At 40.8% G+C, this 26,556-nt stretch carries 25 protein-coding genes, 1 pseudogene and 1 riboswitch; of the genes and pseudogenes, 10 read left to right on the top strand and 16 right to left on the bottom strand.

The window, feature by feature from the left end:
• Positions 1 to 10: 10 nt before the first annotated feature.
• From ACQKL6_RS15715 to ACQKL6_RS15690, 6 genes are all read right to left on the bottom strand, one after another.
• Positions 11 to 1,390, bottom strand: a complete 1,380-nt coding sequence (locus ACQKL6_RS15715; RefSeq protein WP_427591639.1) for a sensor histidine kinase — start codon at positions 1,388 to 1,390, stop codon at positions 11 to 13.
• Positions 1,390 to 2,064 carry a response regulator transcription factor gene (locus tag ACQKL6_RS15710; protein ID WP_402958539.1) on the bottom strand — a complete coding sequence of 225 codons (675 nt, stop codon included), beginning with the start codon at positions 2,062 to 2,064 and terminating at the stop codon, positions 1,390 to 1,392. The genes ACQKL6_RS15715 and ACQKL6_RS15710 overlap by 1 nt, the downstream gene beginning before the upstream one ends.
• Positions 2,065 to 2,730: 666 nt before the next feature.
• Complete coding sequence (locus ACQKL6_RS15705) at positions 2,731 to 3,105, bottom strand: immunity 22 family protein (RefSeq protein WP_402958541.1); 375 nt, start codon at positions 3,103 to 3,105, stop codon at positions 2,731 to 2,733.
• A 12-nt stretch (positions 3,106 to 3,117) separates the two neighbouring features.
• Positions 3,118 to 4,641 carry a T7SS effector LXG polymorphic toxin gene (locus tag ACQKL6_RS15700; protein ID WP_427591640.1) on the bottom strand — a complete coding sequence of 508 codons (1,524 nt, stop codon included), beginning with the start codon at positions 4,639 to 4,641 and terminating at the stop codon, positions 3,118 to 3,120.
• On the bottom strand, positions 4,638 to 4,925 hold the full coding sequence (locus ACQKL6_RS15695) for a YwqI/YxiC family protein (RefSeq protein WP_403124382.1): 288 nt from the start codon (positions 4,923 to 4,925) through the stop codon (positions 4,638 to 4,640). The genes ACQKL6_RS15700 and ACQKL6_RS15695 overlap by 4 nt, the downstream gene beginning before the upstream one ends.
• Before the next feature lie 366 nt (positions 4,926 to 5,291).
• Complete coding sequence (locus tag ACQKL6_RS15690) at positions 5,292 to 6,698, bottom strand: M28 family peptidase (RefSeq protein ID WP_402872122.1); 1,407 nt, start codon at positions 6,696 to 6,698, stop codon at positions 5,292 to 5,294.
• Between the two features lie 254 nt (positions 6,699 to 6,952).
• Between ACQKL6_RS15690 and ACQKL6_RS15685 the strand changes: the two genes are divergently transcribed.
• Genes ACQKL6_RS15685 through ACQKL6_RS15675 form a run of 3 tightly spaced genes read left to right on the top strand, consistent with a single transcriptional unit; the run spans position 6,953 to position 11,140 of the window.
• The gene (locus ACQKL6_RS15685; RefSeq protein ID WP_402872125.1) at positions 6,953 to 8,101 is read left to right on the top strand and encodes an iron-containing alcohol dehydrogenase; all 1,149 of its coding nucleotides are present in this window, start codon (positions 6,953 to 6,955) and stop codon (positions 8,099 to 8,101) included.
• Positions 8,102 to 8,112: 11 nt separating this feature from the next.
• On the top strand, positions 8,113 to 9,708 hold the full coding sequence (locus ACQKL6_RS15680) for a sensor histidine kinase (RefSeq protein WP_402989295.1): 1,596 nt from the start codon (positions 8,113 to 8,115) through the stop codon (positions 9,706 to 9,708).
• A 1-nt stretch (position 9,709) separates the two neighbouring features.
• Positions 9,710 to 11,140 carry a sigma-54-dependent transcriptional regulator gene (locus tag ACQKL6_RS15675; RefSeq protein ID WP_402958551.1) on the top strand — a complete coding sequence of 477 codons (1,431 nt, stop codon included), beginning with the start codon at positions 9,710 to 9,712 and terminating at the stop codon, positions 11,138 to 11,140.
• Positions 11,141 to 11,192: 52 nt separating this feature from the next.
• On the opposite strand, the gene adhP is transcribed toward ACQKL6_RS15675, so the two are convergent.
• Positions 11,193 to 12,206: an alcohol dehydrogenase AdhP gene (gene adhP / locus ACQKL6_RS15670; RefSeq protein ID WP_402958646.1), complete on the bottom strand. Its 1,014-nt coding sequence runs from the start codon at positions 12,204 to 12,206 to the stop codon at positions 11,193 to 11,195.
• Between the two features lie 274 nt (positions 12,207 to 12,480).
• Here adhP and ACQKL6_RS15665 point away from each other — a divergent pair, with 274 nt between their 5' ends.
• Complete coding sequence (locus ACQKL6_RS15665) at positions 12,481 to 12,777, top strand: DUF3892 domain-containing protein (RefSeq protein WP_402872134.1); 297 nt, start codon at positions 12,481 to 12,483, stop codon at positions 12,775 to 12,777.
• Positions 12,778 to 12,935: 158 nt separating this feature from the next.
• Here the strand turns inward: ACQKL6_RS15665 and ACQKL6_RS15660 are convergent, their stop codons facing one another.
• Positions 12,936 to 13,748 (bottom strand): hypothetical protein, encoded by an 813-nt coding sequence (locus ACQKL6_RS15660; RefSeq protein ID WP_427591643.1) that lies wholly within the window; start codon positions 13,746 to 13,748, stop codon positions 12,936 to 12,938.
• 101 nt (positions 13,749 to 13,849) lie between these two features.
• Complete coding sequence (locus tag ACQKL6_RS15655) at positions 13,850 to 14,359, bottom strand: YbaK/EbsC family protein (protein ID WP_402958553.1); 510 nt, start codon at positions 14,357 to 14,359, stop codon at positions 13,850 to 13,852.
• A 163-nt stretch (positions 14,360 to 14,522) separates the two neighbouring features.
• A riboswitch (PreQ1 riboswitch) is annotated at positions 14,523 to 14,567 on the top strand.
• A gap of 6 nt (positions 14,568 to 14,573) precedes the next feature.
• Between ACQKL6_RS15655 and ACQKL6_RS15650 the strand changes: the two genes are divergently transcribed.
• The 5 genes from ACQKL6_RS15650 to ACQKL6_RS15630 all read left to right on the top strand — a co-directional run bounded on the left by ACQKL6_RS15650 (position 14,574) and on the right by ACQKL6_RS15630 (position 20,207).
• Positions 14,574 to 15,059, top strand: coding sequence for a QueT transporter family protein (locus ACQKL6_RS15650; protein WP_402872143.1), 486 nt, complete (start codon positions 14,574 to 14,576; stop codon positions 15,057 to 15,059).
• Positions 15,060 to 15,171: 112 nt separating this feature from the next.
• Positions 15,172 to 15,831, top strand: coding sequence for a TVP38/TMEM64 family protein (locus ACQKL6_RS15645; RefSeq protein ID WP_403124368.1), 660 nt, complete (start codon positions 15,172 to 15,174; stop codon positions 15,829 to 15,831).
• Positions 15,832 to 15,938: 107 nt separating this feature from the next.
• Positions 15,939 to 17,570, top strand: a complete 1,632-nt coding sequence (locus ACQKL6_RS15640; protein WP_402989307.1) for an ATP-binding protein — start codon at positions 15,939 to 15,941, stop codon at positions 17,568 to 17,570.
• A gap of 325 nt (positions 17,571 to 17,895) precedes the next feature.
• Positions 17,896 to 19,524: a copper resistance protein CopC gene (locus tag ACQKL6_RS15635; RefSeq protein ID WP_427591644.1), complete on the top strand. Its 1,629-nt coding sequence runs from the start codon at positions 17,896 to 17,898 to the stop codon at positions 19,522 to 19,524.
• Between the two features lie 20 nt (positions 19,525 to 19,544).
• Positions 19,545 to 20,207 (top strand): YcnI family protein, encoded by a 663-nt coding sequence (locus tag ACQKL6_RS15630; protein ID WP_427591645.1) that lies wholly within the window; start codon positions 19,545 to 19,547, stop codon positions 20,205 to 20,207.
• Between the two features lie 46 nt (positions 20,208 to 20,253).
• Here the strand turns inward: ACQKL6_RS15630 and ACQKL6_RS15625 are convergent, their stop codons facing one another.
• From ACQKL6_RS15625 to ACQKL6_RS15600, 6 genes are all read right to left on the bottom strand, one after another.
• Entirely contained in the window at positions 20,254 to 21,231 is a 978-nt protein-coding gene (locus ACQKL6_RS15625) for a S8 family peptidase (protein WP_402958571.1), read from the bottom strand.
• A 296-nt stretch (positions 21,232 to 21,527) separates the two neighbouring features.
• On the bottom strand, positions 21,528 to 22,034 hold the full coding sequence (locus ACQKL6_RS15620; RefSeq protein WP_402872160.1) for an SEC-C metal-binding domain-containing protein: 507 nt from the start codon (positions 22,032 to 22,034) through the stop codon (positions 21,528 to 21,530).
• 181 nt (positions 22,035 to 22,215) lie between these two features.
• On the bottom strand, positions 22,216 to 22,836 hold the full coding sequence (locus ACQKL6_RS15615; protein WP_427591646.1) for an AmiS/UreI family transporter: 621 nt from the start codon (positions 22,834 to 22,836) through the stop codon (positions 22,216 to 22,218).
• A gap of 206 nt (positions 22,837 to 23,042) precedes the next feature.
• Positions 23,043 to 23,612 carry a nitroreductase family protein gene (locus ACQKL6_RS15610; RefSeq protein WP_427651447.1) on the bottom strand — a complete coding sequence of 190 codons (570 nt, stop codon included), beginning with the start codon at positions 23,610 to 23,612 and terminating at the stop codon, positions 23,043 to 23,045.
• Positions 23,613 to 23,625: 13 nt separating this feature from the next.
• Positions 23,626 to 24,798 carry a toxic anion resistance protein gene (locus ACQKL6_RS15605; protein WP_402958577.1) on the bottom strand — a complete coding sequence of 391 codons (1,173 nt, stop codon included), beginning with the start codon at positions 24,796 to 24,798 and terminating at the stop codon, positions 23,626 to 23,628.
• A complete protein-coding gene (locus ACQKL6_RS15600) occupies positions 24,795 to 25,448 on the bottom strand; it encodes a 5-bromo-4-chloroindolyl phosphate hydrolysis family protein (protein ID WP_403124354.1) in 654 nt (217 codons plus the stop codon). Before ACQKL6_RS15600 ends, ACQKL6_RS15605 begins: the two co-directional genes overlap by 4 nt.
• Before the next feature lie 230 nt (positions 25,449 to 25,678).
• On the opposite strand from ACQKL6_RS15600, the gene ACQKL6_RS15595 reads away from it, so the two are divergent.
• Positions 25,679 to 25,996 carry a hypothetical protein gene (locus ACQKL6_RS15595; protein WP_427591647.1) on the top strand — a complete coding sequence of 106 codons (318 nt, stop codon included), beginning with the start codon at positions 25,679 to 25,681 and terminating at the stop codon, positions 25,994 to 25,996.
• A gap of 78 nt (positions 25,997 to 26,074) precedes the next feature.
• On the opposite strand, the pseudogene ACQKL6_RS15590 reads toward ACQKL6_RS15595, so the two are convergent.
• Positions 26,075 to 26,532: pseudogene (locus tag ACQKL6_RS15590) on the bottom strand (DUF6933 domain-containing protein).
• Positions 26,533 to 26,556 lie beyond the last annotated feature (24 nt).

Here is a 26,556-nt window from a genome sequence, read left to right as displayed (position 1 = left end):
GAACAATTGATTACATAAGCGGCAAACGAACATAAAAAGTAGACCCTTCCCCAAGTTCACTCTGAACCGCAATCGTTCCACCGTGAAGTTCCACCGTCTTTTTCGTAATGGAAAGACCTATGCCGCTCCCGTTCTCACTGCGATTACGCATTTTATCAACTTTATAAAACCGTTCAAAAATATGAGGAAGCTCTTCATCAGCTATCCCCATACCGGTGTCTTTAATGATCACTTCGACCATCCGGCCAATTTTTTTGATGCGTATAATGATTGAACCCCCACTTTCAGAGTACTTAATGCTATTCGTTATCAGGTTTGTCCATACTTGAATTAACAGCTTCTCGTCTGCAGAAATCATGGTGGATGGTAGATCCATTTCAATCACCATGTCTTTTTCCCGCCAACTCCATTCCAGCATGAACAGCACTTGCCTTATTTGCTGAGCTAAATCAAAGCTTGTACGCTGTAGGGGATCGTCTCCTTTATCCAATGAAGCGAGAATCAGAAGCTGCTTACTCATTGCCGACATACGCCGACTCTCCTTTTCAATAATGGACAAGTACTCCTTTCGTTTTTCCTTCGTTAACTCTTCCGATTGCAGGGTTTGGGAGAAGCCCTGGATCGAGGCGAGCGGAGATTGAATTTCATGTGAAACATTGGAAACGAATTCCTGTCTCATGTCTTCCAATCGTTGGATGCTCTGAGTCATTTTCGAAAAATGTTTCGCCAAATCCCCAATTTCATCACCACGGGTAACGTTCAATTCACCACTATAATCCCCATCAGCAATCCTTTTTGTCGCTTCCGTTAATTTGGTAATGGGCTTAACTAGAAAACGTGTGTTAAAAATAATGAAAAAGAAACTAAGTAAGATCATAAGAACGAGCAAAACGGCCAGGAAAAAGCGAATTTCTCCAAACTGCTTTTCAATATCAGGCCTAACGAACAAGGCGTATTTTTCGCCATCCACGTTCAGCGGAACCCCAATACTATTTTCTAATGCATCTTCAAAAAAACCGGTAATGAACAGCCCGTTATTATAGGTTTCAATCCCTTCATAGACTTTCCCATTCAAGACATCAGAAACCGTATCCCCATCCAAATCCGTTTGATGAAACGATTTGCCATAAGAAGTAGCCTTACCCTGTTCATTGATTAAGTACAGCTGGTAATGCAATCCTGATACATGGTTTAAATAAGCATCAATATCCTGATCAGGATTTTCCTCATACAAAGAAACGATCTCCCTTGCGACCTTGCTGATTTTCTCTCCATTGTAGGGTTTAAGAACTTGATGGTAATACACATTAGAAAGTAAAAAAGCAATGACGCTAGCAAGCACCATGATTAAGATCGTTTGGACAACGATTCGAAAATAGAGTGTTTTCACTATTTTTTGACCCCCAGCTTGTATCCCAATCCCCTGACAGTCGTGATGACAAAATCATCCGTACGTCCTGTGAATCGTTCACGTAACCGTTTGATATGAACATCCACCGTCCGGTCATCCCCTTCAAAATCTGCTCCCCACACAAGTTCGATAAGTTGCTCCCGCGTAAAAACCTGATCGGGAAAACTCCCTAATTGAGCAAGCAGTTCAAACTCCTTAAGCGGAAGAAGCAATGTATTTCCCTGAATTCGGACTTCATAACTTCTTCGGTCGATGATGGTTTGATTTAATGTTATTAACTCAGCATTCACCATACGGTACCGTCGCAAAAGCGCTTTTATTCTAAATAAAAGCTCTTGTGGCTCGAAGGGTTTAACGAGATAATCATCCGTCCCGGCATAGTATCCCTTTTCTTTATCAATGAGCTGATCCTTAGCCGTAAGTAAAATAACCGGTAAATCATATTGATCGCGTATCTCCTTACAAAGATCCAGTCCGTTTTTATAAGGCATCATGATATCCACAACAGCCAGATGAATCCGTTCTTTCTCTAATAATAAGGAAGCCACATTCCCATCCTTCGCTTCGAACACCATGTATCCTTCTTTTTCTAAGTGAAATTTCAGTAACTCTCGAATATGCCGATCATCATCTGCAATTAATATATGTATCAAAGAAACACATCTCCGCTTCTTAATATGAATATCCCTACAATAGCAATATTCGAGCTCTTAAAACAACCCAAGCCTATTTAAAATAAAACAGGTAGAGGGTTTTTATCCCTTCATCAAAACCTATAAAGAAGTGATATATCCTTCTGAAGCTAAAAACCTTGAAGTGTATATTAAACACATATAAACCTAGACCACTTATTCGTCTAGGTTTTATGTTTTGCCTATTAAAATTATTCCTTCCAAATATGTTTTACTTACCTTCGTATTTATTCAATGTCCACAAGTAAGATAAACTAAAAAGTCTGCGGATAACCAAACATCCCTCATCATATTTAGTTAGAAAATTATCCTCTAAATCAGTTGTCCCTTAGGTATAGCTTTGGAGAATAAAATGGTGGTAACTGATGATATTATGGTTATTTACTTAACAAAATTAAGAGTAAATTGGGCATACGTTTAAAAGGTGTTGTACGTACTATATAATTTGTAAAAACATCAAATTTGGGATTGCAAGGGTTATCTCTATTCTGTAAGTAATAAATAGTTCATTCGTCACTAGGTATCTCTTCAAACTTTGCCAATCAAGGTTTCACATAAATTACATTATCTCAGGTATATCAATCTCTTTGCCTGGAGACTTACTAATTAGAACCTTTAAGAGTTCTCTTATTCATAATTAGTAGTAGCAATAAAATCAAAAGCACCAGTTGAACTAATTTCATTGTTATATTCAAAATTATATATTAAAATTACTGCATTATATGATTTCTTTAGGTTTATACTTTTCTGGATTTTTGGGATGACAATTTCTTCATACGAACACCCATCTAATAATGCTGATATATCACTACTACTATTCTTATAGACTGCTTTTTCTATTGTATCCTCATCAGTTTCATCCATATCAATATTAAAATCGATAAAGAATTGGGAAGGGACAGACTCGCCATCCTCATCATACGTTAAATCAACATACTCTCCTATTGGGTCCTCATCGTTAATATTCCCTAACCAAATTGAAACCCATCCTTGTTTTTCCATTATAGTACCCTCCTACTTTAATCTTAGACCTTGTGGTAAAGACGAAACTCCACCCTCTAATCTATAATTAGCCCAATTATTAAGCCGTCTAACAAATGTATTATAGTCGCTAGAAGTATCTATTATTGCTAACAATTCATTATGTGCTTTAGTTGAGCCTAATCCTCCGTGAACACCCTTTGGATTGACAAATTTGACATCGGATATAGCTGTTCTTAAGTCTTTAATCTCTTCAGCACCAATATTCCAACACTTAAATTGCGGAGCTCTTGAAACTAAGTGCCATTCATGTAAACCTCCAGGTTCTCTAAGCTGACGTTCAATTTTCTTTCTAATCTTTTTATCTTTCCAAAGTTCGTCTAGTTCATTACTTGTAAGGGAATTGAAGAATTTATTAAAATTCCCACTCTTTGCAGTTGGTATATCATCAACAGTTAATTTGTTTATATCTTTAGCATTATCTATACCCTTACCAGCATCCTTAATCTTAACACCTTTTAGCACATCATGACCCTTATCTAAGACTTTTATGGGTTTAATGAAAGTGAACGCTGCAGCTGTTATTCTTTCATTTGTAGTGGAACCGGGACCAATCATAGTAGCTATATCGCCTAGAAGGAAATCAGTTGCCGCTATGGCATATGGGGCTAGGCCATCCGGAGTTCCTGAACCGTTACCACCAAGTACCTTCCTTTTCCCTTCAAATGTTAAAGCATAGTCCCCAGTATTTGAATCCATTATTGAATCATCGCTTCGATTGCTTTTAATATTCTGTTTGGCCAGCCCTGCATAGATTGCTTCCATTTCCTTTTCGAGCTTCCGGGCTTCGGCCTCTTGTTTCTTAAACTCCCGGTAGCCTTTCATGTTCTCGGCCACTTCATCCTTCACTTGATAGGCTGCACTCACTTGAAAGGCGCTTTGGTTGAAGTTCATCGGGGAAATGGTACCGTCCTGACTGGTGGCTTCAATGAGAGCCTGCACAAGTCCAATGGCCACTTTTTCCTGGTCCTCGCTCACTTCATATTCCTCGACCAGTTTACTGTCTACATCCTTCACTTTCTTGATGGTCGTATTCTTTTCTTTTTCAGCACTCTCCATTTTCTCATGGAAATCATCTTGTTTGAATACGCTAAGCTGAAGGATATCTTCAATGTTTTGGAAAATCTTTTGGAGATCGGTAGACTGCTGGTTCACCATCGACTTGGCATTGGTAAGACCATGGGCCACTTCTCCCTCTAAAAAGGGCACCTCGACCACGGTCTCACCGGATAGGTCCGCTTCTTCCAATATGGCCGGAATGCCTTTTAGGAAACTGATTTGTGTGGAGAATAATTCGATCCAGGCATTCGCCACGGTGACCTGCGCCCGGTAAAAGTTCTTGATGGCCGTCGCCCCGGCTCCGGCCAATTCTTCATCAAGGTCGACGATTCCCTGGAATTCCTTTTTAAGCGTTTCGACCTGTCCCTTGAGGTCCTCATATTGCTTGGCCCGTGACTTGACGGCCGACTTCAAAGGCTTAGCTTCGAATATCGTCATAATGGCTGATACCCCTGTGCAGTATGGGTGATGGCTTCATCCTGCTCTTTCAGTAAATCCACGTTGGCCCGGGTGTCTTCCAGATTCTTTTTGACGATCGTCAGATATTGATTGAAGGTCTTTTCCAGATTGGTTTCCCTTTCCTCCCATTTCGATGTGAAGCTCAGATCGTTATTGCCGAGCTGATCGACCGGCAGTGCTCCGATTGTCGTCCCATCCACGGCCGTTTTCACCTGGCCGACTTGCTTGGTCACGGCGGAATGATTCAGTTTAATCGTCGTCATTTACAACACCAACTTCTTGAATTCGGATAATTCTATATGTATCCTTCTGTTCTAATCGGGTATTCCTCCCATTCATACTATCCATTTCACTAAAGAAAAACGTAGAGTGAGCGTCACTCCGTCCTTGTACATATCCCAAAAGAATCACCTCATAAATAATTCCTCGAATAAACAAATGTCATATTTTACATATTTTTTATTATAAGGATTAAAGTCCGAGAGATAAATAGGGATAAATACGCTACTTTGATAGTTCAACAGGAATTTCCTCACAACAATCTCGATATAGCATTAAGTCTTTTTACCTCCTTTTTTTAAAATAAATCAAAAAAAGGATGCAATCTGCATCCTCTTGGCTTTCATTGTTTATCTAATATCCTGTTTGAAGTGTAAATGAGGCATTCTTTGTTTCTTACCTTTTTTATGTTTCGGTTTCGGTTTTTTCTCTTGCACTTTTGCTTGGTCATAGACCGCTGTCCCCGCAATTCGTGCTACATCTTGAAGCTTTTCTTTTGAGATTTTATCAATCGTATCATCTGGGGAATGATACCAAGGCTCTGATGGATTGTGTATGAACAAGGCAGCAGGGATACCTGCTTCAGAGAAGGATACATGGTCACTTCGACCTCCCTCTCCATAAGGGGTAGCTACACCGTTCAGTCTCTTGCTAGAAGCCTGTGCAAGATCCGTTACTAGATTCGGTTCTCCATCGTTCGTCAAGAGAATCAAGTCCCCAGCATCCTTACTACCGACCATATCCAGATTGAAGTTTGCAATACTTCTGTTGATTTCATCTTCTGATAGATTGTCCACATAATCCTGCGAACCTAGCAATCCATTTTCCTCTGCTCCAAAGGTGATGAAGCGAATTTCCGTGTCTGTAGGCAGATCCTTCAGAACACGGGCAAGCTCAAGCGTGACAGAAGTCCCTGATGCATCATCATTTGCACCTGGTGCCCCAGCTACTGAATCATGATGTCCGGTTACATATATGATGTCACTCTTCTTCGCCTTTATATTCTTGGTTGCTTTTTTCGTTGCCACTACATTATAGGACGTTTTTTCTCCCGAAGAAGCACCCTCGATTTTCAAGGAGGCCTTCACCTTTTCTCCATTTTCCAATTTTGCTACGACTGCTTCACCTGCCGTTTTCGTAATTGTGACAGACGGTGCATATTGGTCATTGACTCCTCCGAGTGTCCCGTTTAAATCTCCCTCTGCATTATTGTAAATGATGACTCCCACAGCCCCTTTTTGAGCTGCATTCACTACTTTCTCAGCAAAAGAAAGGCTTCCTCGTTGTATGAGAGCAATCTTTCCGGCAACATTGGCTTGTTCAAGCTCCTCCAACGTTCCTAATCCAGCGTATACCACATCACCTGAAACGTCCCCATTTACGGAATAGGTTAAATGTTTTGGTTGAACTTCCCCATCATATCCGTCGAAAGCCAGTTCCACCTTGTCAGGATCTGTGTAGGATAAGAATTGAAACTCTTCAATATCCGCTTTGTAGCCATATGACTTAAACTGCTTTTTGATGAACTGGACCGCTTTATACTCCGATTCTGTCCCAGCCACGCGAGGTGTTTGAGAGAGGTATTCAATATTCTTGTAGATTTTGTCGACATTGATTCTCTTAACAATTTGCTTATCTGTGGAGGGGGCTTTTTCACTCGGAGATGAATGAGCAGGTGCCGCCAATGCAGTGGTACTACTAACGCCTCCCAACGCTAACGTAGTAGCTAATGTAAGAGATAGAAATGGTTTTTTCATAGATTTCCTCCTAATTTCAATAGATTCTTATAATCCATTGTAAATTATTCAGAATATTTAAAATAGGTATATTCATCCTAATTATCCCATTTCCCCGCTAGTCTATAATACCTTTTATAAGCGTTTACGCTGGGATACGATTTATTTTTTTGTCATCCTATATAAAAATTCTTTCGAACGTACAGGAATTTAGCTTTTTTTCTGGAAAGTAGTACAAAGAGAATACGACTTTAATCAGGGAAGAAGGGGCGAGAATGTCCATTACTAAATTCGTGATGCCTGAAGTGATTTTTGGAAAAGGTTCGATAGAGCAAGCGGGAGAGGCATGCCTACGTTTAGGGGCCAAAAAGGTGCTGATTGTAAGTGACCCTGGTGTAGCCAATGCCGGCTGGCTGGATATCGTCGTAAAATCCTGTCAAGATGCAGGACTTGCCTACGCTTCCTTTATCGATGCAACGACAAATCCTAAAGACCGTGAAATAGAAGCCGGCTGTTTGACGTTTCATAATCATGAGTGTGATGCCATCATAGGGGTTGGCGGAGGAAGTGCGCTGGATGTCGCCAAAGGGGTCGCTTTATTGGCATCAAACGGCGGAGTCACCAGTGATTATGAAGGGGTCGATAAAGTCCATTCGCCTCTTCCACCCATGGTGATGATTATGACCACGGCTGGATCCGGCTCGGAAGTCTCCCAATTTTCGGTGATTGTCGATTCGTTCCGAGAGAAGAAAATGACGATCATCTCAAAGTCGCTCGTACCCGATATTGCCATCATCGATCCGGCTACGTTGACAACTTTGGATCCAGACTTGACTGCGGCAACGGGTATGGACGTTTTGACTCACGCCATTGAAGCCTATGTTTCTATCGCAGCAACACCACTTACTGATGTTCAAGCACAGAACGCCCTCTCCATCGTCTCCCGTTACCTACGCCCTTCTGTTGCATCTAAAAATAATGAAGAAGCAAAAGAGGCGATGGCCATGGCTAGCCTGCAAGCCGGACTTGCCTTTTCCAACGCCATTTTAGGAGCCGCCCATGCGATTTCCCATGCCATCGGCGGAAAGTACCTGCTTCCGCATGGGGAAATCAATGCAATCCTTCTCCCCCATGTCATGGATTTCAACCGAATTGCTTCCCCTAGGCGATTCAGCGATATTGCGGAAATCATGGGAATCGACACACGGACCTTAACAGAGCAACAATCAGGCGCCGCCGCTGTTGCCTTCGTTCGGGAGTTATCCCAAGATATAGGCGTGCCTCTAAGTTTAGGGGATGTCGGCATTACTACGGATATGATTGAACTAATAGGCATGACCGCTATTGATGATGCCTGCATGATTACAAATCCTCGTGATATGTCCATAGAACAGATTAAACAATTGCTCCTTACAGCCCTATAGGAGGTGCAACCATGAACAAAAATGAAATGATAGATTTAATGACCGGTGTACGGTCTTCGAAAAAAACATACTACACTGAACTAAAGAAGACCGTCGATGAGTTAAAAAAGAAGAATCTACAACTTGAAATCATGAATGATATTACCAAGAACATGAACGGAGACTTGGATATTCATCTTATTCTTCGAAATGTAGTCGATAAACTAAAACGACTGGTCTCATTTGATGACTGTCATTTCATTATTTTATATGAAGAAGATCCGACTCTACTCCATATATGCCCTAATGAACCATGCGAGCTTAACATTGAATCCAAAGACCAATTACATTCGATAAAGGAACCGATCCAGATAAACGTCGAGATGCTCCCTACTTATCCAGAAAAAGAACAACTTCTGTCCCTTCAGATAGAAACGCTCCTCTTGATTCCTATGTACGGAAAAAATGAAGAAATCGGGATTTTAACCTTCGGCAGGAAGAATAACACAGCATGGCTCAAAGAGGAGTTAGATTTTCTAAAGCAACTATCCAATCAGCTAGCGCTAACTTTCGAAAATGCTCTGCTCTATATGGAAGTACTTCATTCTAAGCAGGAATGGGAGGATACCTTTAAGGCGGTAGAAGATATGATTGTCGTCTTTGACCGGGAGGGTGGGGTCTACAAATCCAATGATGCAGCCAAGGATTTTTTTGAATTAGAACCTTTGAAAAAGGCATCTCAAGCTCTCATTCAAGAAACCTTCTCACTTGATAAGCCAGGGTTTCAGGAACTCCTTCTTCAGCAAGGAGCCATAATGGAAATGCACGCCTACCCCATTCAAAACAAGGAACAGCAAGTATACGGGGTTATCGCTTATTATAAAAATGTTACCGAAAGAAGAAAAATGGAAGCTCAATTACTTCATGCCGACAAGCTAGGGGCCATCGGTGAAATGGCAGCGGGAATAGCCCATGAATTGAATAGTCCATTAACCGCCATCATTGGTAACTCTCAGCTTTTATTGAGAAGCACACTTCCGGAACACCATGATTACAACCTGCTAACCGATATCCAAAATTGCGGCGACCGATGCAGGCAAATCGTAAAAAGCCTGCTTACCTTTTCACGGCAGGATGAATACAAGTTCCACTATTATTCTATGAACGAAGCCATCCACCAAGTTTTGAACTTGCTGAAGTTCCAACTCGAGAAGAAACAAATATTCATTCACCTTTCCCTACAGGAAGACCTGCCGTACATCAAGGGCAGCCAACAGCAGATTGAACAGATTATCATCAACTTGTTATTGAATGCCAAGGATGCCTTGAGTGATCTTGATGAATCAGCCCCAAGAACAATCACCATCCAGACCTTTTTAGAAGAGGAATATATGATCGTCCAGGTGGCTGATAATGGGACAGGAATTGAAGCCGAGCGCCTCCCTCTTATTTTCCACCCTTTTCATACGACAAAAGACCGCGACAAGGGGACTGGACTGGGGTTGTCTGTTAGTCTTGGCATCGCGAAAGATCATGGCGGCAAAATTGACGTATGGAGTACGCCAGGCCAAGGAAGTATATTTTCACTGAAGATCCCCCTACCGACAGAAGATGAGAGGAGTGAATAACATGATTCATTTACTTGTAGTGGACGATGAAAAAGAGGTGGGTACCTTTTTATCCCGGCTTTTTACGATGAAAGGATACAACGTACACGTCATACATAGTGGAAAGGACTTTTATGCAATCGATTTTAATCAGGAGCATTATGATGCTGCGATGATTGATTTGAAGCTTCCCGATTGTGACGGCCTTTCCCTTTTACAACATCTCAAACAAAAACAACCTCGTTGCAAGGCACTCATCATGACTGGTTACAGCACAGTCAAGACCGCCGTCCGCGCAATGAAACTTGGCGCAAGTGATTATATGGAAAAACCCTTTGCCGATATTGAGATATTAGAAAAGCAGATTGAAAACCTCCTGAATGAAAACACGGATGTGAATCAGCATTTCTTTCAGAAACTGGCCAGGGACTCCGGTCTCATCGTCGGTGAAAGTGTCATAATGAAAGAACTGACAGAAATGGCGTTCAAAGTCGCTCAAAAATCGGTTAATGTCTTAATAGAAGGGGAAACGGGAACGGGTAAAGAGGTGCTCTCCCGCTTCATTCACTCAGCAAGCCCGCGTAACCACGAGCCCTTTATCGCGATTAATTGTGGAGCCATTTCAGAATCCCTGCTTGAAAGTGAATTATTCGGCCATGAAAAAGGCGCATTCACCGGTGCAACCCAACAACGAAAAGGCTTTTTTGAAATAGCCGGAAATGGAACCCTTTTCCTTGATGAAATTGCTGATGCCAGTCCAGCCATCCAAGTCAAGCTTCTGCGGGTCTTGGAAACTAGGGAATTTATGCGGGTCGGAAGCAGTGGGACATTACGGACCAACGCACGATTGGTAGCTGCCACTAATGAAAATCTTCAGCAAGCAGTAGAAAACAATAAATTTCGGGAGGATCTATTTTACCGCCTGAATGTTGTCACTCTTGAAATACCAGCATTACGTCATAGAAAAGAGGATATCCCTCTCCTTGTCGAGCATCTGGTCGAAAGGAATGGTCAGGCAGATGTATCCTTTTCACAAGAGGCTATCGAAAAATTACAGCTATACGACTGGCCCGGAAATATACGTGAGCTATCTAATACCGTGATGAGAACCTTAACCCTCGCAGATCATGGACAGGATATCACTGCGGACGATATCGTTCTCCCTACCCATCAGGTCATTTCACCCAAGAAACAAGCTACAATGGATCTTCACTCTCCTGAAAACCCTCTCGAAGAATGGCGGAAGAAACTTGTAGCCGATTTTAATGAAAAAGATGAGCTGACGCTTGAAAACATACTCTTGGAAATCAAACAGTTCGAATCTACCATCGAAAAAGAGCTCGTCCTGCAAACCCTTCAAAAAACGTATGGAAACCGGAATGAAGCCGCCAAGCGCCTACAGATTTCAATGAGGAAATTACGTTATATACTAAATGAAAAAAAACATACCTGACTCTTATATGAACAAGGGTGCCCCCATTAATAGGACACCCTTTCATTTTTTTCTATTCCATTGTTAAAACGATACGACCGTTAATTTCACCCTTTTCCATCATTTTAAACACATCATTGATTTCATCAAGCGGTCTTGTTTCAATATTCGTCCGTACTTTTCCATCTGCCGCAAATTGAAGAGATTCTTGTAAATCTTTTCTTGTACCAACGATTGAACCTCGCACAGTTACCCCATTTAATACCGTATCAAAAATAGGGATAGGAAGTTCATCATTCGGCAATCCGACCACGACGAGTGTTCCGCCTCTTTTGACTGAACTGTAAGCCTGTTCAAATGCTTTTTTCGTTACGGCAACAGAAATAGCTGCTTGTACGCCACCAACTTTATCCTTAATTGCTTGAACGGGATCATTCTTCAACCCATTCACTGTATAATCCGCTCCTAGTTCTTTTGCCAGCTCAAGCTTATCATCTTGAATATCGACGGCAATGACATTGAATCCCATCGCCTTCGCATATTGAAGCGCAACATGCCCAAGTCCGCCAATACCATAGATTGCGACCCAGTCCCCTGGTTTTGCTTCTGAAACCTTAAGCGCTTTATACGTCGTCACACCTGCACAGAAAATTGGGGAGACCTCGGCAAAATCTAGCCCTTCCGGAACCTTGACAACATATTTTGCCGGTGCCTTACAATATTCCGCATATCCTCCGTCCACCGAATATCCTGCATTGAGTTGATCCAAGCAGAGCGTTTCACGGCCCGTCAAACAGTATTCACAGTCTCCACATGCTGAATAAAGCCATGGAATCCCTACTCGGTCACCGACTTTCAATGTTGTGACGCCCTCTGCTACCTTCTCGATAATCCCTACTCCTTCATGTCCAGGAATAAGCGGGAGCTTTGGCTTCACCGGCCAGTCGCCATGTGCTGCATGTAAATCCGTGTGACATACGCCACATGCCTTAATTTTAACTAGAATCTCACCATACTCTAAATCCGGAATCGGTACATCCTTTATTTCAAGCTCTTGTTTAAATTCATTGACGACCGCTGCCTTCATTGTTTTAACATCCTTCAATGTTTTCGATTCCACCGTACTTGTCCCCTGATTTACATTCATGATTCTATTCCTCCCTTAGGTCCGTGTTTTTCTCACTTCCACTTATTTATAATGCAAGTGCCATGCCAAACAGAAAAGTCCAATCAAGTTAGGTTCAAACGTAAATCCTAGCCGAAAATTCGGCCCATTATGACAGAAATCCGGCTCAATGATGACGAAAACCAGTTCGTATATTGCTGGAAAAATGGTTCACCCTATAAAGAGGAGGTGTACAATGGACACATTTGAAGAAGCCTATGAATCCTACAAACAACAAGGAACGCCACAAGCAAACCAACAAGGTGGGAACGACAAAGAAGAAATTGTCGCCGTACGGAAGAATGAAGAGGATAATATCATCGCCATCAAGACAAATACCGGAAGGGAACTGGACTATCCCACCGCTCTTTCAGAAGCCAAGGCTGGTGCACTCGCAAACGTAGATGTCTTTCATAAATATGGTCGGGACATTTTGCGGAGTGAGCCTGATGGCATTAAAGAAAATAATCTGGATGAACTGCCTGAATTTTAAAGACCGAGAAAAGCTGCCTTCCATTCAGGCAGCTTTTTTCCGCAACAAAAAAAGAACCGCATACTAACAGGTTCTCCTAACGACTTCCTCAAGGTTTTCCGGGATATTGAAAATGGAGCAACCAGCACTCTCCCTTTTTCTCCAATCCTTCTATCTGTTTACCATTCATAATGATAGAACTCAGATATTTCCAGCAAGCGGCCACAGATTTCGACCACTTCTATGATTTCAATCCAAGACATATCCATCCCAAGTTCATTAGCATGCGAAATCTTATCCCGTAACTTCCTGATGGCATTGGCATCTTTCTTCCCCTTACTTTTGGATGGGATTTGAAAAAATGTTCTCAACTCTTTATCTTTATGAATAATGTCGAATTTATCGCTAATTTGTAGACATTCAATTAAATTAATCTCCTCATTTTTCTCCATTCTCCTTTCATATAATTCACTTGCCTTATGTAGACGATCCTCACTAATCATCGGATACCAGCTTTCACCCCCGAATCGATGCATGATAATATCACTAAGTCTCATTTCCAATAAAGTGATATAGCCAAAAATCAGCATCCTGATTGGTGGTTTTTGGAGGTCGGCATGCGTGATTAACTTTTTGATTGAATTATTCTCTAACACGAATACCCTCGTTTTCTTCTTAAAAATGCCTAACAATTGGATCAAGGGCGTTGAATCCGATACAAGTTCCCTTGGGGAAAAGAGCTTCATATAATCCGAAATGTTCCCTTCGCCAAGTTCATGTCTATCGATATAACCAACGATTTCCCCCTGGTCTTTCACGGCCAATGTATCAAAGTGTTTTTCCTCCATTACATTTTTGATATCAATGGCCGATTCATCTTTTCCACAAAACTCAAACTCTTGGGCTATGCTTCTGACCGTGATATTTTCCTCATATAGATTTTTAAGACTGTGATAACTACTATTGTTGTTTTTGTACTCTACATTGGACATCCATGACCCTCCATCATTAGCATTCTATCCTAATTCATTAGAACCTAATAACTCCCCACTATCAGAAATAAGTCCACATGAAGTGGACTTTATTCCTTCATTCAAATGATATGTTTCTGCATATCTTCATTCACTTCTTGTTCCCAGTCCTTGCAAACATCTACCCAGTCCTTTGCTTTTGAGAATTGAAATAAATCCCCGAGTGAAAGTTCAATGGCTGAGTTCGCGCTCCCGCAAGCCGGGAAAACTGTCTCAAACCGTTTCATCGAAACATCCAAGTAAACATCCAGTTCATTTGCCAATCCAAATGGGCAGACACCCCCGATTGCATGTCCGGTCTGTTCAAGAACTTCTTCTGGAGATAACATCCTTGCCTTGAACCCAAACATTTTCCGGAATTTCTTATTATCGACTTTCGCATCTCCAGCGGCCACGACCAAAATTGCTTGGTCTCCTTCTCCCCTAAATGACAACGTTTTGGCAATGCGCGCGGGTATAACCCCGATTGTCTCCGCAGCTTGGTTTACTGTGGCACTAGATGTTTTGAATTCCATCACATCATGTTCCCTGTTCCATTGTTTAAAGTGGGCCCTAACACTCTCGATTGACATTTACTTTCATCCCTTTCCTTTAACTCTTTTTATGAATCGTACCATTCTTCACTATAGTAAAGCAAAATCTCTTTCCTTTATTCTAAATATTCAATATTTCGCATAAAATCTTGAAATTGACGAAAGAGGCCAAAATACGATACTATTAAACTTCGGGCAAAAGCCTAACGTGGTTCGTAACCATCCCACGATAAAAAACTAGGGAGAGTAAAATATGAATATTCGTACGCTCGCGATAAATGGTCTATTGGCTGCCATCTATATCGCTGTCTCATTCGTGCTTCAGCCGATTATGTTTGGGGTGCTTCAATTCCGCATTCCCGAAATGTTGAATCATCTTATTGTATTTAATAAGAAATATATATCCGGCATAGTCGTCGGTGTGTTCATATCGAACCTTTTCTTTTCACAGTTAGGGGCATATGACTTGATTTTTGGGGTCGGGCAATCTCTGATAGCCTTATTGCTTGTCATCTTTTCTTCCCGTTTCATAACGGGCATTAAGGGTCGAATGGCCATGACCATCATCATATTCACGGTTACGATGTTCCTAATAGCCATAGAATTGAATCTAGTCTTAGGATTGCCATTCTTAATAAGTTGGGCAACAACAGCAGCCGGGGAATTCCTCGTCCTACTGATCGGGGCACCCATCATTTATATGATGAATAAAAGAATTCAATTTGGAAAGTTGCTTTGAACTCACTGTGCATAAAGTAAAAGAACATTCTATATCCAAAGAGCTGTCTGCTACATGCAGCGGCTCTTTTTTTCAACCATACTCAAAAAAATTGATAAATGGTGGTGACTTTTTGCAGAAAAAAATACTGATGTTACTCGTCCTTCTGATTGTAGTAACATTCATCGGGCTAAATTCAGAATTATTCACGATGATTTGGAATAGCGACTTGGAATCCGTGATAGCCATATTGACAGAAAATCTCCTTCTTACCTTTGTAGTGACGTTCGTTTTGATGATCATTCAGAACTCCTTTACTGTCATCCCCCTGATTTTACTTTTAACAATTAATGTAACGATCTTTGGCTTTGCATTCGGGTATCTATGGAGTTGGTTAACAAGCGTGGTCGCGTCAGGAACCATTTTCTATGCTGCCAGGCACTGGTTCCAGTCATTGATTTTAAGAAAGATGGGTACCGACTGGCAGGATTCCGTCAAGGATCATGGGTTTATGTATGTCTTTACCGGTAGAATTTTCCCTTTCATACCGACAAGTTTAATAAACCTTGCAGCTGGAGTTAGTTCCGTCACCTTCAAAGATTTCTTAATGGCAACAGCATTAGGCAATCTCATCTACTTCTTCTTTCTCTCTTTAATTCCATATGGACTTCTTTCCGTAGAGATGAATCAATATACATTGATTGTACTCGGTTTCCTGCTCTTAACCTTTTTCCTTATCTACAAGCGCTTCAAGAAAAAAAAGAACCTATCACTCTTTAAGAAAAACAGGTAACCTTGCTGCCTGTTTTTTTGTGTGGAATCGTATATTTTCAACCAATAGTTTGTTAAAATGTGTATGTATTTCAGCTTTGAAATGTCGGAGAATTCAGGGAGACCCATATGCCGAGACGTATCATATTAGTAATCTACATTCTTTCTGGAATGACCACATTACTTGTTTTCAATTACTATTTAATGAATTCCTTGAATACTAAAGAGGCGTTCCTTCAACTCCAGCGAGCAGAAGGGTTCATCTTTGTCCTATTAATCGGTTTGATTTTATTTCTCTACTTATCTAAAAGAGAAGAGTTCAAACAACTAAAAGAAGAAGAACAACTTCGAAGTACCCTTATTAACTCAATGGTAGACTTTGTGAATTTTAAGGATGGAGAAGGTAGATGGCTAGAATCGAATACGTTTGGACTTCAGTTATTCCAATTGGAGAATGTGGACTATAAAGGAAAAAAAGATAGCGAGCTTGCCGAGTACTCCCAATTCTACAGAGATTCATTGATTTACTGTGAAGATTCCGATCAAGAAACATGGGCAATGAAGAAGATTACGCGTTGTGAGGAGAATATTCCACTGCCAAACGGTCATTTTAAGACCTTCGATACCATCAAAGTCCCATTATTTCATGAAGATGGTTCACGAAAAGGGTTAGTAGTCATAGGTAGGGATATTTCAGAAAGAATTGCCGCGGAAAGTCAATTGCTTGCTAGTGAACAGCGTTATAAGTCTTTGTTTGATCACAACCCTTCCCCCATGTTAATGCTTGATTTGAAAGGAACCATCACAAACGTCAATCCAAGATTTGAAACCGTCACTGGATTCCGTAAAGGTGAAGTTCAAGGGGACCCTTTTATTGATTTGGATTTTTCCGCAGAAGCTAAAGAGCTCATCCAATCATCCTGTCAATATGTCGTGGAAAATCAGAAGGGGATTAAAAAAGGAAAAGATATAGCGCTTGTTACCAAATACGGGAATTCCATTTTACTTTCTTGTACTTTTGTTCCCATGTTAGTGGGCAAAGAATTAGCCGGTATCATTACGTATGCAAAAGACGTAACACAAATTCGTGAAACAGAAAGACGCTTACGAAAATCCGAGAAACTTTCGATCATCGGTGAACTTGCAGCAAGTGTTGCTCATGAAGTGCGCAACCCTTTAACGTCCTTAAAAGGGTTCGTTCAACTCCTGAAAAAAAACGACCAACCCCATGATCAATATTACACCATCATGCTTAGCGAATTAGACCGAATCAACTTAATCGTTAGCGAATTGCTTGTCCTAGCAAAGCCTCAGGAAATCATGTTCAGTCAAAATCAGATCGTAGAATTGATCGATGAAGTCAGAGCCTTGCTTCTTGTAGAAGCCGATTCTTCTTCCGCTCAAATTTCTATCGAGGTAAAAAACGATATACCGCTTATTTTATGCGAAGCAAACCAGCTGAAACAAGTATTCATCAACATGGTCAAAAATGCTCTGGAAGCAACAGCATCCCATATTTCGATAGAAATTGAGCATATTAACCATTCCATTTCCGTTACAATCAAGGATAATGGCTGTGGAATCGAGAAAGATCGCATGAAACATCTCGGGGAGCCCTTTTTTTCATCTAAAGAAAAAGGGACTGGGCTTGGACTGACCGTAAGTTGCCGAATTATCGAAGCGCACCAAGGAAAAGTACACTTTAGTAGCAAACTAAACCATGGTACCGAAGTTAAAATTGAATTGCCGATATATAAATAGGATAAGTACTTGTTTACTTGTCCTATTTTGTTGTGTTCGGGATATAAGTAAACGTCCCCATACACACGATTGAACCGGCCAAAATCACCTTCTCGCCTTTTTTATCTTTTTCAACGTACTCCCCCCTACATTTCCTGTAATATGGTAAGGTCAGAGTACCATGGTAAGCTTAATTATTTCTTAATGATGCATAATAGGAAATAGAATAATTAGCTTATAGATCAAGAAAATGTAGAGAGATTCTCTTCATTTTTTCACTGTTATTTCACATTTTCATTTTATACTAGTTCATAGAAGTACTAAGAAAGGTTGCTGGCACAACAAAATGAAGAATTACATATGGCTGTTCGTCAGTCTACTTGCCTTGTTTATCTTACCGGTAACGGCCTTTGGCCATGCATCCATTTTGAGCTCGAATCCTAGCCCAAATGAGAGCTTGGATACTATACCTGAAAAGATCAGCATTCAATTCAGTGAAACTATACAATCTTCCTTTCACTCACTTGCCATGTACAGCAAAGAGGGGAAGGAGATCCCACTTCAAGATATCCAAGTTTCAGGGAATACTCTTGAAGCTACATGGTCAAGCTCTTTCGATGAAGGGGTTTATATCATTAAATGGAGAGTGGTTTCTAGTGATGGTCACCCCATCAAAGGTACAATTCCCTTTCAATATGGGGAATCCAACATCCCATCCGATCAACTGATCGGCGAAGAACATGCAGGCTTTCCAAGTACAACACAAATAGTCCTGCAAAGCCTTCAATATCTTTGTTTTGCCGCTCTTACTGGTGCACTCTTTTTTTATTTATCATTGGTGAAACGCCCTACTCCTGATCAAATCAGCAATAGGGCCCGACGCTATATCTGGCTATCTTATACCGGACTGGCGATTTCCATTCTATTGAGTCTACCTTTAAAAGTTACGATTGACGCTGATGTAGGTTGGTGGCATGCTTTCAATGGCATCTACCTAAAAGAAGTATTACAGTCCACCCAATTCAGAAATATTTGGATGATAGAAATAGTGTTGCTAATTGCCTTACTTGTGGCAATTTTGGCTATATGGAGAAATTACTTCAACAAGGTTTCTCTCCTAACATCCTTTATCCTTATATCTGCCTTGATGGTTTGCAAGGCCTTTATCGGACATACCATGGATACAACTCATCAATACCTGGCTGTATCTATGGATTTTCTCCATGTAATGTCCATGGCATTATGGCTAGGCGGTTTATTGGCTATACTGATAATTCTTCCAAAGTCCTATAATCCGAAGCTGACTGATGTTGATAAAAAAACGTTTTATTGGTCAATCATACAGAAGTTTTCCTCATGGGCCGTTCTCTTTGTGATTGTCCTGATCGTCAGCGGACTTTACAGTAGTTTTCAACATGTCCCAACTCTTCATTCATTGCTAAATACGACATACGGACAATTATTACTCGGGAAAATCGGACTTATGTCCATCATGTTAGGGTTTGGGGCATTTCATTTACTCCGTGGGAAAAGAAAAACGAAGAAGCTGGGCCTCAGTACTGGAATAGAATTCAGCCTGGGAATCATCATTCTCCTTATTGCTGCTCTTTTAACAAATGTTCAGACAGCCAAGTCTTCTCCAGGTCCTGTAGAGAAAACGGAAATGACTGAAAATAATGATCAAGTAACTTTATCGGTGACCCCCAATGAAATCGGTGAGAACCTCATTCAAGTGGAATTAATAAATAATGAGGGCATCCCTTATACAGATATCGAACAGCTTACAGTGGTCATGGAGCCTTTAGATGAAGACACAGGGGAAGTAAAATTGCACCTTCAGGAAGAAGCAAAGGGTATATTCAAAACCAAGTCGCTTATAACCATGTCAGGAAAATGGAAAGTGAAGATTCATGGTTTAACGAAGGAACTCCACTCTATTGATGCGGATTTTGTAATAGTAGTAGGAAACTCATAATGAGAAGGGAAGAAATAAACATGAAAAATGGTACAAAGCTTATTATCGCTGCATTGGCATCTCTATTCCTCTTTGCTGGATCTGCAAATGCCCATGTTACGGTCAACCCAAGCTCTTCAGCACCTGAAGCTTGGGAAACCTATACACTGAAAGTTCCGGTTGAAAAAGAATCTTCTACCACAAAGGTTGCCTTAAAGGTTCCTGAAGGCATCACCTTTTCAAGTTACCAACCAGTCCCAGATTGGAAAGTGACAACGGAAAAGGATAAAAAAGGACATGTGAAAACAGTAACCTGGGAAGCGACTGGTGATGGCATTGCTGCAGGCCAGTTCCAACAATTCACGTTCGTTGCCCAAAATCCAAAGGATGAGGCCGATATCGCTTGGGATGCATTTCAATACTATGCCGATGGGGAGATTGTCGAATGGAGTGGAGAGGAAGGTTCTGACCTACCACACTCCATAACAGAAATTACGGCAGCTTCCAAGAGCAATGAAGATTCATCAGTCCATGAACATGCCGAAGAAGGTGATCACTCTCATTCCGATTCTGTAGACAAATCGAAGGAGTCCACAGACAAAGATGGGAATAACGATCAAACACTGATCATCATACTTGGCCTTTTATCTTTGATCATCTCGATTATTGCCCTTACGATAGCCGCACGTAAAAATAAGAAGTAATCATTTAAGAAGATGCCCCAAAATCACTTGGGGCATCTTTTACTTATTATTCTACAACCATGGTCTTGCTTGCCTCAATGGTTCTTCTCATTTCATTCTGTGCACTATGCGTGACCATCGATAAATTCAACATTCCATTTCCTTGTGCCTTCTTGCTTATCCCCAAATCTTCCGTATTTTTTACCAGTTGGGCATATAGTTCCGCCTCTGATAATTTACGACCGAATTCTTTTTCTGAGATGATTTTCAAGAGGGCTGCAGCTCCACTCACATGTGGTGTAGCCATTGATGTCCCACTGAGCTTTGCATATTTGCTTCCTGGATATGTGGAGAGAATATCGACACCCGGTGCCACTAAGTCAATTTCGTCATTCGTATTCGAAAAATCTGCCAAGTTCCGGCTTAAGTCCACCGCCCCCACTTCCACCACTTCTGAATAAGCTCCTGGATAATCTAACTCATCCGTATCATGGCGGCCATCTCCACCGTTCCCAGCTGCACAAACGACAAGAATATCATTCTGTATCGCTTTTTGTATGAGCTGATGTTCCTTATCATCCGGGGGCCCTCCCAATGAAAGTGAAATGACGGAGACCTTTTCACCCTGCGGCCCTTTCCAATTGATTGCATACTCCAATGCCCCATTGATCCAGTTGATATCTCCCTGTCCCTTTCCATTTAAAGCCTTCAAAGCTAGAATACTCGCTTTCGGTGCCACACCTACTACACCCACATCATTCAGGGTCGCTAATATCGTTCCACTGACATGGGTTCCATGCCCATTATCATCATGGTAATCCCCGGTTTCAGTAAAATCCCTTCCGTCAATGACTCTCTCTTTTAAATCGGGATGTTCCTTATCTATACCAGTGTCAATGACCGCAATGACTACACCTTCACCATAATTGCCTTGTTCCCATATTTCCGGTGCCTTTATAAGCTCCACACCTTCAGGAACTTTCTCATTGGCCTTTTCCATTATTTCTAACACTTTGTAAGGAATTAATCTTTTTTCTTTCGACATTTGATTACCCCTTCCTTCGTCAATAATTTGACTATCCTCGGCGAGGGAGACCTATCCCATCTGGTTGTCGTTAACCATTAAAGAGATAAAAAAGAATCTCTTCAACTTATATATACCAGATTTTTGAAAATAAAAAATAGTTTTACATAAAATTCCAACTATTTAACTACCTTTATTTCTCACTGGCCATTTACTTACTTTTTCATTATAGAACATACGTTCTTTAAATACCACTTAAATTTCCCATTTTTTCAATAAAAAAGGCAACTTCCATTGAAGTCACCTTTTCGATATAGTTAAGCCCTGCCACAGCACTTTTTATATTTTTTCCCGCTACCACAAGGACAAGGATCATTCCGACCTATGACAGGTTCTGTATGGACATGAGGCATTTTCGCCGCTTTTGCACTCTCCATAATGATCTGGGTACCCTTTTGCTTCATTTTTTCGTAGCGTTGTTTAAACAGTTCCATTATATCTTTGCTATATTTCAATGTATCTTCGGCGATATCCATTGCCTTTTGTTTGGAAGTATTATAATCCTCTAGAACAAATTGATTATCATGGAAAGAAACACGTATTCCAAAATGTTGCCCCGCTTGCTTATTATCTTTCTTTTCCTCAACGAACTCTAGATAGACTTCCTGGCAATCGCAAGTCTGATGCATGCAATAGTAATCATAAATCCAATACGTTTTATCTTCATACTTACTTTTTAATGCAATGCCGTTTTCAACGCCAAAGACATCCAAATATTTAATCGCTTTTCCATCAATAATTTCAAATGGATCAATCGTTCTCATCTATTAGACACATCCTAATTCATCAAAATTTATTAACCTCATTTATTGTACAACCTAAATCCTAAACCGTCACTTGAAACGAAGCAGACAAAGGCGTATCCCTATTCTTCAACTACAAAAGGTATATATAAAAGAGGAGCAGTACCTCCGTTTATGGCAAACGGAGATACTGCTCCATGAGTTATGCTGCTATAGCTTTTGTTTTTTCTTTTTTCTTGTAAAATAATAAATAACCCAGATACCCGATGTAGATAATAGATACAACCAATACAATGGCCCAAGCTTTGTAAATGGTTGGGTTATCAAAGACACCTGTAAGGGTCAATAATGATGGAATAGTCAGTGTAACCCATGATAGTACAAGCGAAATTTTCCCGACGAATTCGGAAATAGGCAACTTCTTACAGTTGGTCAAATAGAACATTCCCCAAAGGAACGACCATAATACCCAGTTCAACCCCTTCACCATGTCACCATATTGAACAAACTCTACGGTTGCGTACACAACGGACAAAATGGACACCCATAGTGAAAAGTACCCGAGACCGCTTCCATCCATCCCTTTTAGAATGGTTATTCCCAAGTACAAGTAGGTAAAACCAAACAAGAATATCGATGCATGTCCTAAAGACATTGCATTGCTAGGTTCTGAAACAATAATTAAATAAAACGCACCGAGCACCTGAAACGAGCCAACAAATAAATTAAATACCGCAACATTTCTTGCATCGGCTTTTCCTAACGTCATTTTTCCATTTAGGAATAAAGTCGCTCCTGCAAGAAGTAATATAATATTTCCCATATTTAAAAGAATGAACGTGTGTTCACTCTCTATGTCCCTCCTCTTTATTAACTCTGCACAAACAAAAAAGCATCACTTCATTCAACATGCTATTTTACGATCTTTTAGTTTTCTAATATAGTAATTGACCACTACTTTGATAATACCATATGTTTGTGTTTTAAATCTAATTGAAAAAAAAAACAAGAAGCGTTTCCGCTTCTTGTTCATACGATCCAAGTCATCAATTGGTCGATTGGCGTTTTTTTTGCTGGTTTGGGCTCCATATCCGGATACCCCAGATAGATAAAAGCCAAGATTTCCCCTTTGGCCGATAAACCGAAAAATTCCCTCACCTTATCATGATAGGCAATTTTACCGGTTCTCCATACCGCACCCAGCCCCAGCGAATGTGCCGTTAATAGCATGTTCTGAACAGCACTGTTGACCGCACCATACTCTTCAGTTAGCATGACATTTTTCTTATCGCTAGGTTCCATGCCTACCGCAATGATGACAGGCGCCCTCAGTGGGTTTTTCTTTGCTTTTTCCATTTTGCTTATTAGGCTCTCTGGTGTGTCATCCACATTTTCAAGTTTAGTGATTTCCTCAAAAACCTGACCAAGCTTGTTTCTTCCTTCACCCATCAGCACGAAAAACCGCCAAGGCTCCGTTCTAAAGTGATTAGGTGCATAAGTTCCGGATTCGATAATTTGTTCGATGATTTCTTTGGGCACAGGATCTTGTTTGACCAGCCCAATACTTCTTCTCGTTTTAATGGCTTCAAAAGCATCCATCGTAGATTCCCCCTTATCCTTTTATCTCCAGAAGCTTCTGCTTCAATTCATTTTCCATCACGGCAAGTTCCTGCTCAGCATGACGTCGTTTATGTCTTCCTTCTTCTTGAATTCTAAGCGTTTCTTCAAGAGTGGAAATTAAATTGGCCTGTGTATTCTTAAGCGTTTCAATGTCTACCAGCCCCCGCTCATTTTCCTTGGCGGTTTCGATCGTATTGACTTTCAACATCTCCGAATTCTTCAATAACAGGTCATTCGTCGTTTTGGATACCTGCTTTTGTGCCTCCACGGCATGACGCTGTCTGATTAAAGTCAATGCAATGGCGACCTGGTTCTTCCAAAGTGGGATGGCCGTCATGATGGAGGATTGTATCTTCTCGACAAGTGCCTGATTCGTATTTTGAATCAACCTGATCTGCGGAGCGCTTTGAATTGTGATTTCGCGGCTCAATTTCAGATCATACAGCCTTTTATCGAGTCGTTCAGCAAATTGGCGCATATCGTTGACTTCCTGGAACTTCATCTGGTCATTGCTCATCTCAGCAGATTTCTTAAGCGCAGGAATGGTTTGCTCATATAACTCTTCAAGCTTGATTTCCCCTGCTGCGATATAGACATTCAACGCTTGGAAGTACTCCTTATTCGTTTCATAGAGCTTTTCCAAGATTACAATATCCGATAGGAGTACATTCTTGCTACGATCAAGCTTGACGCTGATTCGGTCGATTTGAGCGCCTGTTTTTTGGTACTTCGAAAGGGCTTCCTGTACCGAGCCTGACAGTTTGCCGAACATTCTAGCGAAGAACGAGGGTTTTTCGGCCTTCAGTTCATCCGGGCTCAATTCGTTTAATTTCTTCATTAGATCACTGATGATGTCGCCTACTTCACCAACATCCTTCTTTTGCACATGCTCAAGCATCGAATTGGAAAAGGACAGTAGCTTTGATTGGGCCGGTGTTCCATACGATATCATGGCCTGATGATTCGTCGGGTCGATCTGTTTCGCAAGCTGATAGGCCTTCTCCCGATTCTCCTCCGGAATCACATCGATGAGTTTGATCGGCTTTGCTTCCTGTTTGGACAATGTTTCTTGCTCCTTCACCTCAGCAAAAGGATTGGCTAAAAGGTCATCCATTAAATTAGAGCTACTGGCATTATTCAACAAATCAGAATCCTTATTATTCATTTTAGCCTCCTGCTTTCCTCTATTTGTGACTCTTTGCGTGTTTTAATGGCTTGTTTTGCAACATCCAATTCAAAATTGAGGGTATCAATATCATCGGAAAGGACTTTATATAAATCTTTTTCTATCGTTTTAGTAAGATCCTTCAACGTCTTTCTAGTTTCGGTCAATGACAGTTCAAGCTCCTTGTTCTTTCTCGGTTGCTGGGCCAGAAAAACATATTTCTCTGCCAACTCCGTTGCGGAATCCAAATGAGAATAATAAAACGATTCAGCTTTATAGAACCTTTTCGGCTCTTTTTTAGTCAGACTATATATTTTCCTGATCATTTTAATCATATCCTTCCTCTGTTTGAAGGAAGAAAGGTGACGCACTGAAATAAGTGCCTTTTGAACCCGCCAGATTTTTGGCTTTGCTTCATCTATATTTTTCTTTATATATTGATATTCTTTCCTTGTAAGTTGATGTTTTTTTAAAAATCGTGAAGTGAAATAAAGTGAACCCAACCAGTAAGTGAGCCCCCCTCCGACCAGTGAAAAGACCACCGAAATCATGAAGGATTGATCTAAGGCAAATAGGCTGATCAATCCCACTAACAAAGCTATAGGGCCTGCAACCAGCATAGGAACAACATCAGCAAGAAATCGATTCATTAGTATTATCCTCCTGACTTACACTCTTTTCTATATATACGGATGATCGCTACTTTAGTTTCATAACGGAAGAAAGATTTCTTCCTTACCTAAACGATATAGGAACTGGAGGATTTCTGCAAATTTATTGAAATGATTTCTTTCCCTCAAATCAGAAACTTTGTCACTTTCTTAACTCCCACATAGACTATTGATATCTGTCTATCCAGATTTTAAAGGAGAGTGAAGTAATGAAGCATCACGGTTTCTATCCGTTGCCCCAACAAAACGGAAATCACCAGTTCCAAGAGCTGGATATCGAGGCCAAGCTCCCCCAAACGCAAACGATTGAAGGAAGAATTCTGGAACTTGAACGTCAAAATGAACGCCAACAGCTGAAGAGAATCAGTCAGGTTCATCACGATGTCTCACGCATAAACGCTGCCGTGGACCATGTAAACCAGATTGCGAATAGGCTAACTGAAAATAATCAGCAACGAAAAAACAACATCACTAAACATCCATGGGACGACGAAATTATCCCATTTAACTATACCGTTGGAGACTAATGCATAAAAACAGCAGGGCATTGCACCTGCTGTTTACATTTTTTCTAGTTGCTCTTTCATTAAGTTTATTGGATAACCTCATAGTTTTAGATGGATGAATCGATTATAGTAATGGTTAATTTCTTGAGTGTCCACTCCCACTATGTCCCTTCCCAACGGGTAATCATACTGTATGTTTAGAATAACCTCTTTCAAGCAACCTAATGTACTACGATTATTAGTATTAGTTATGATCATTTCTTTGCCATTTTTCAATAGGGATCAATTAACTCAGGGTTGATCTCTTCTGCGAGTAAACTTTCCCGTACATGTTGTACCAATAATTCCTTGAAGTTCAGAAAGTCTTTCTTCTTTACTCCCACGATGGTCACACTATAAAGGGTCAGATCATTTATCATCGTAAGACAAGTATATCTGCCAACCTTAAATGAATTGACATGCCATCTATAGAATCCCTCCTCCACGCCTTCCTTAAAATTGACTGCTTTTATATCTATATTTTTGAGAACCTTTTGGGTTGCTCCCACTAGGAACATGCTTCCCTCACCTACCTTAATTGA

Source organism: Peribacillus sp. NPDC097197 (assembly GCF_050278025.1).
Classification (GTDB): domain Bacteria; phylum Bacillota; class Bacilli; order Bacillales; family DSM-1321; genus Peribacillus.
Note: the sequence above shows the minus strand (reverse complement) of the source record. Positions and strands in the feature narration are given on the sequence as shown.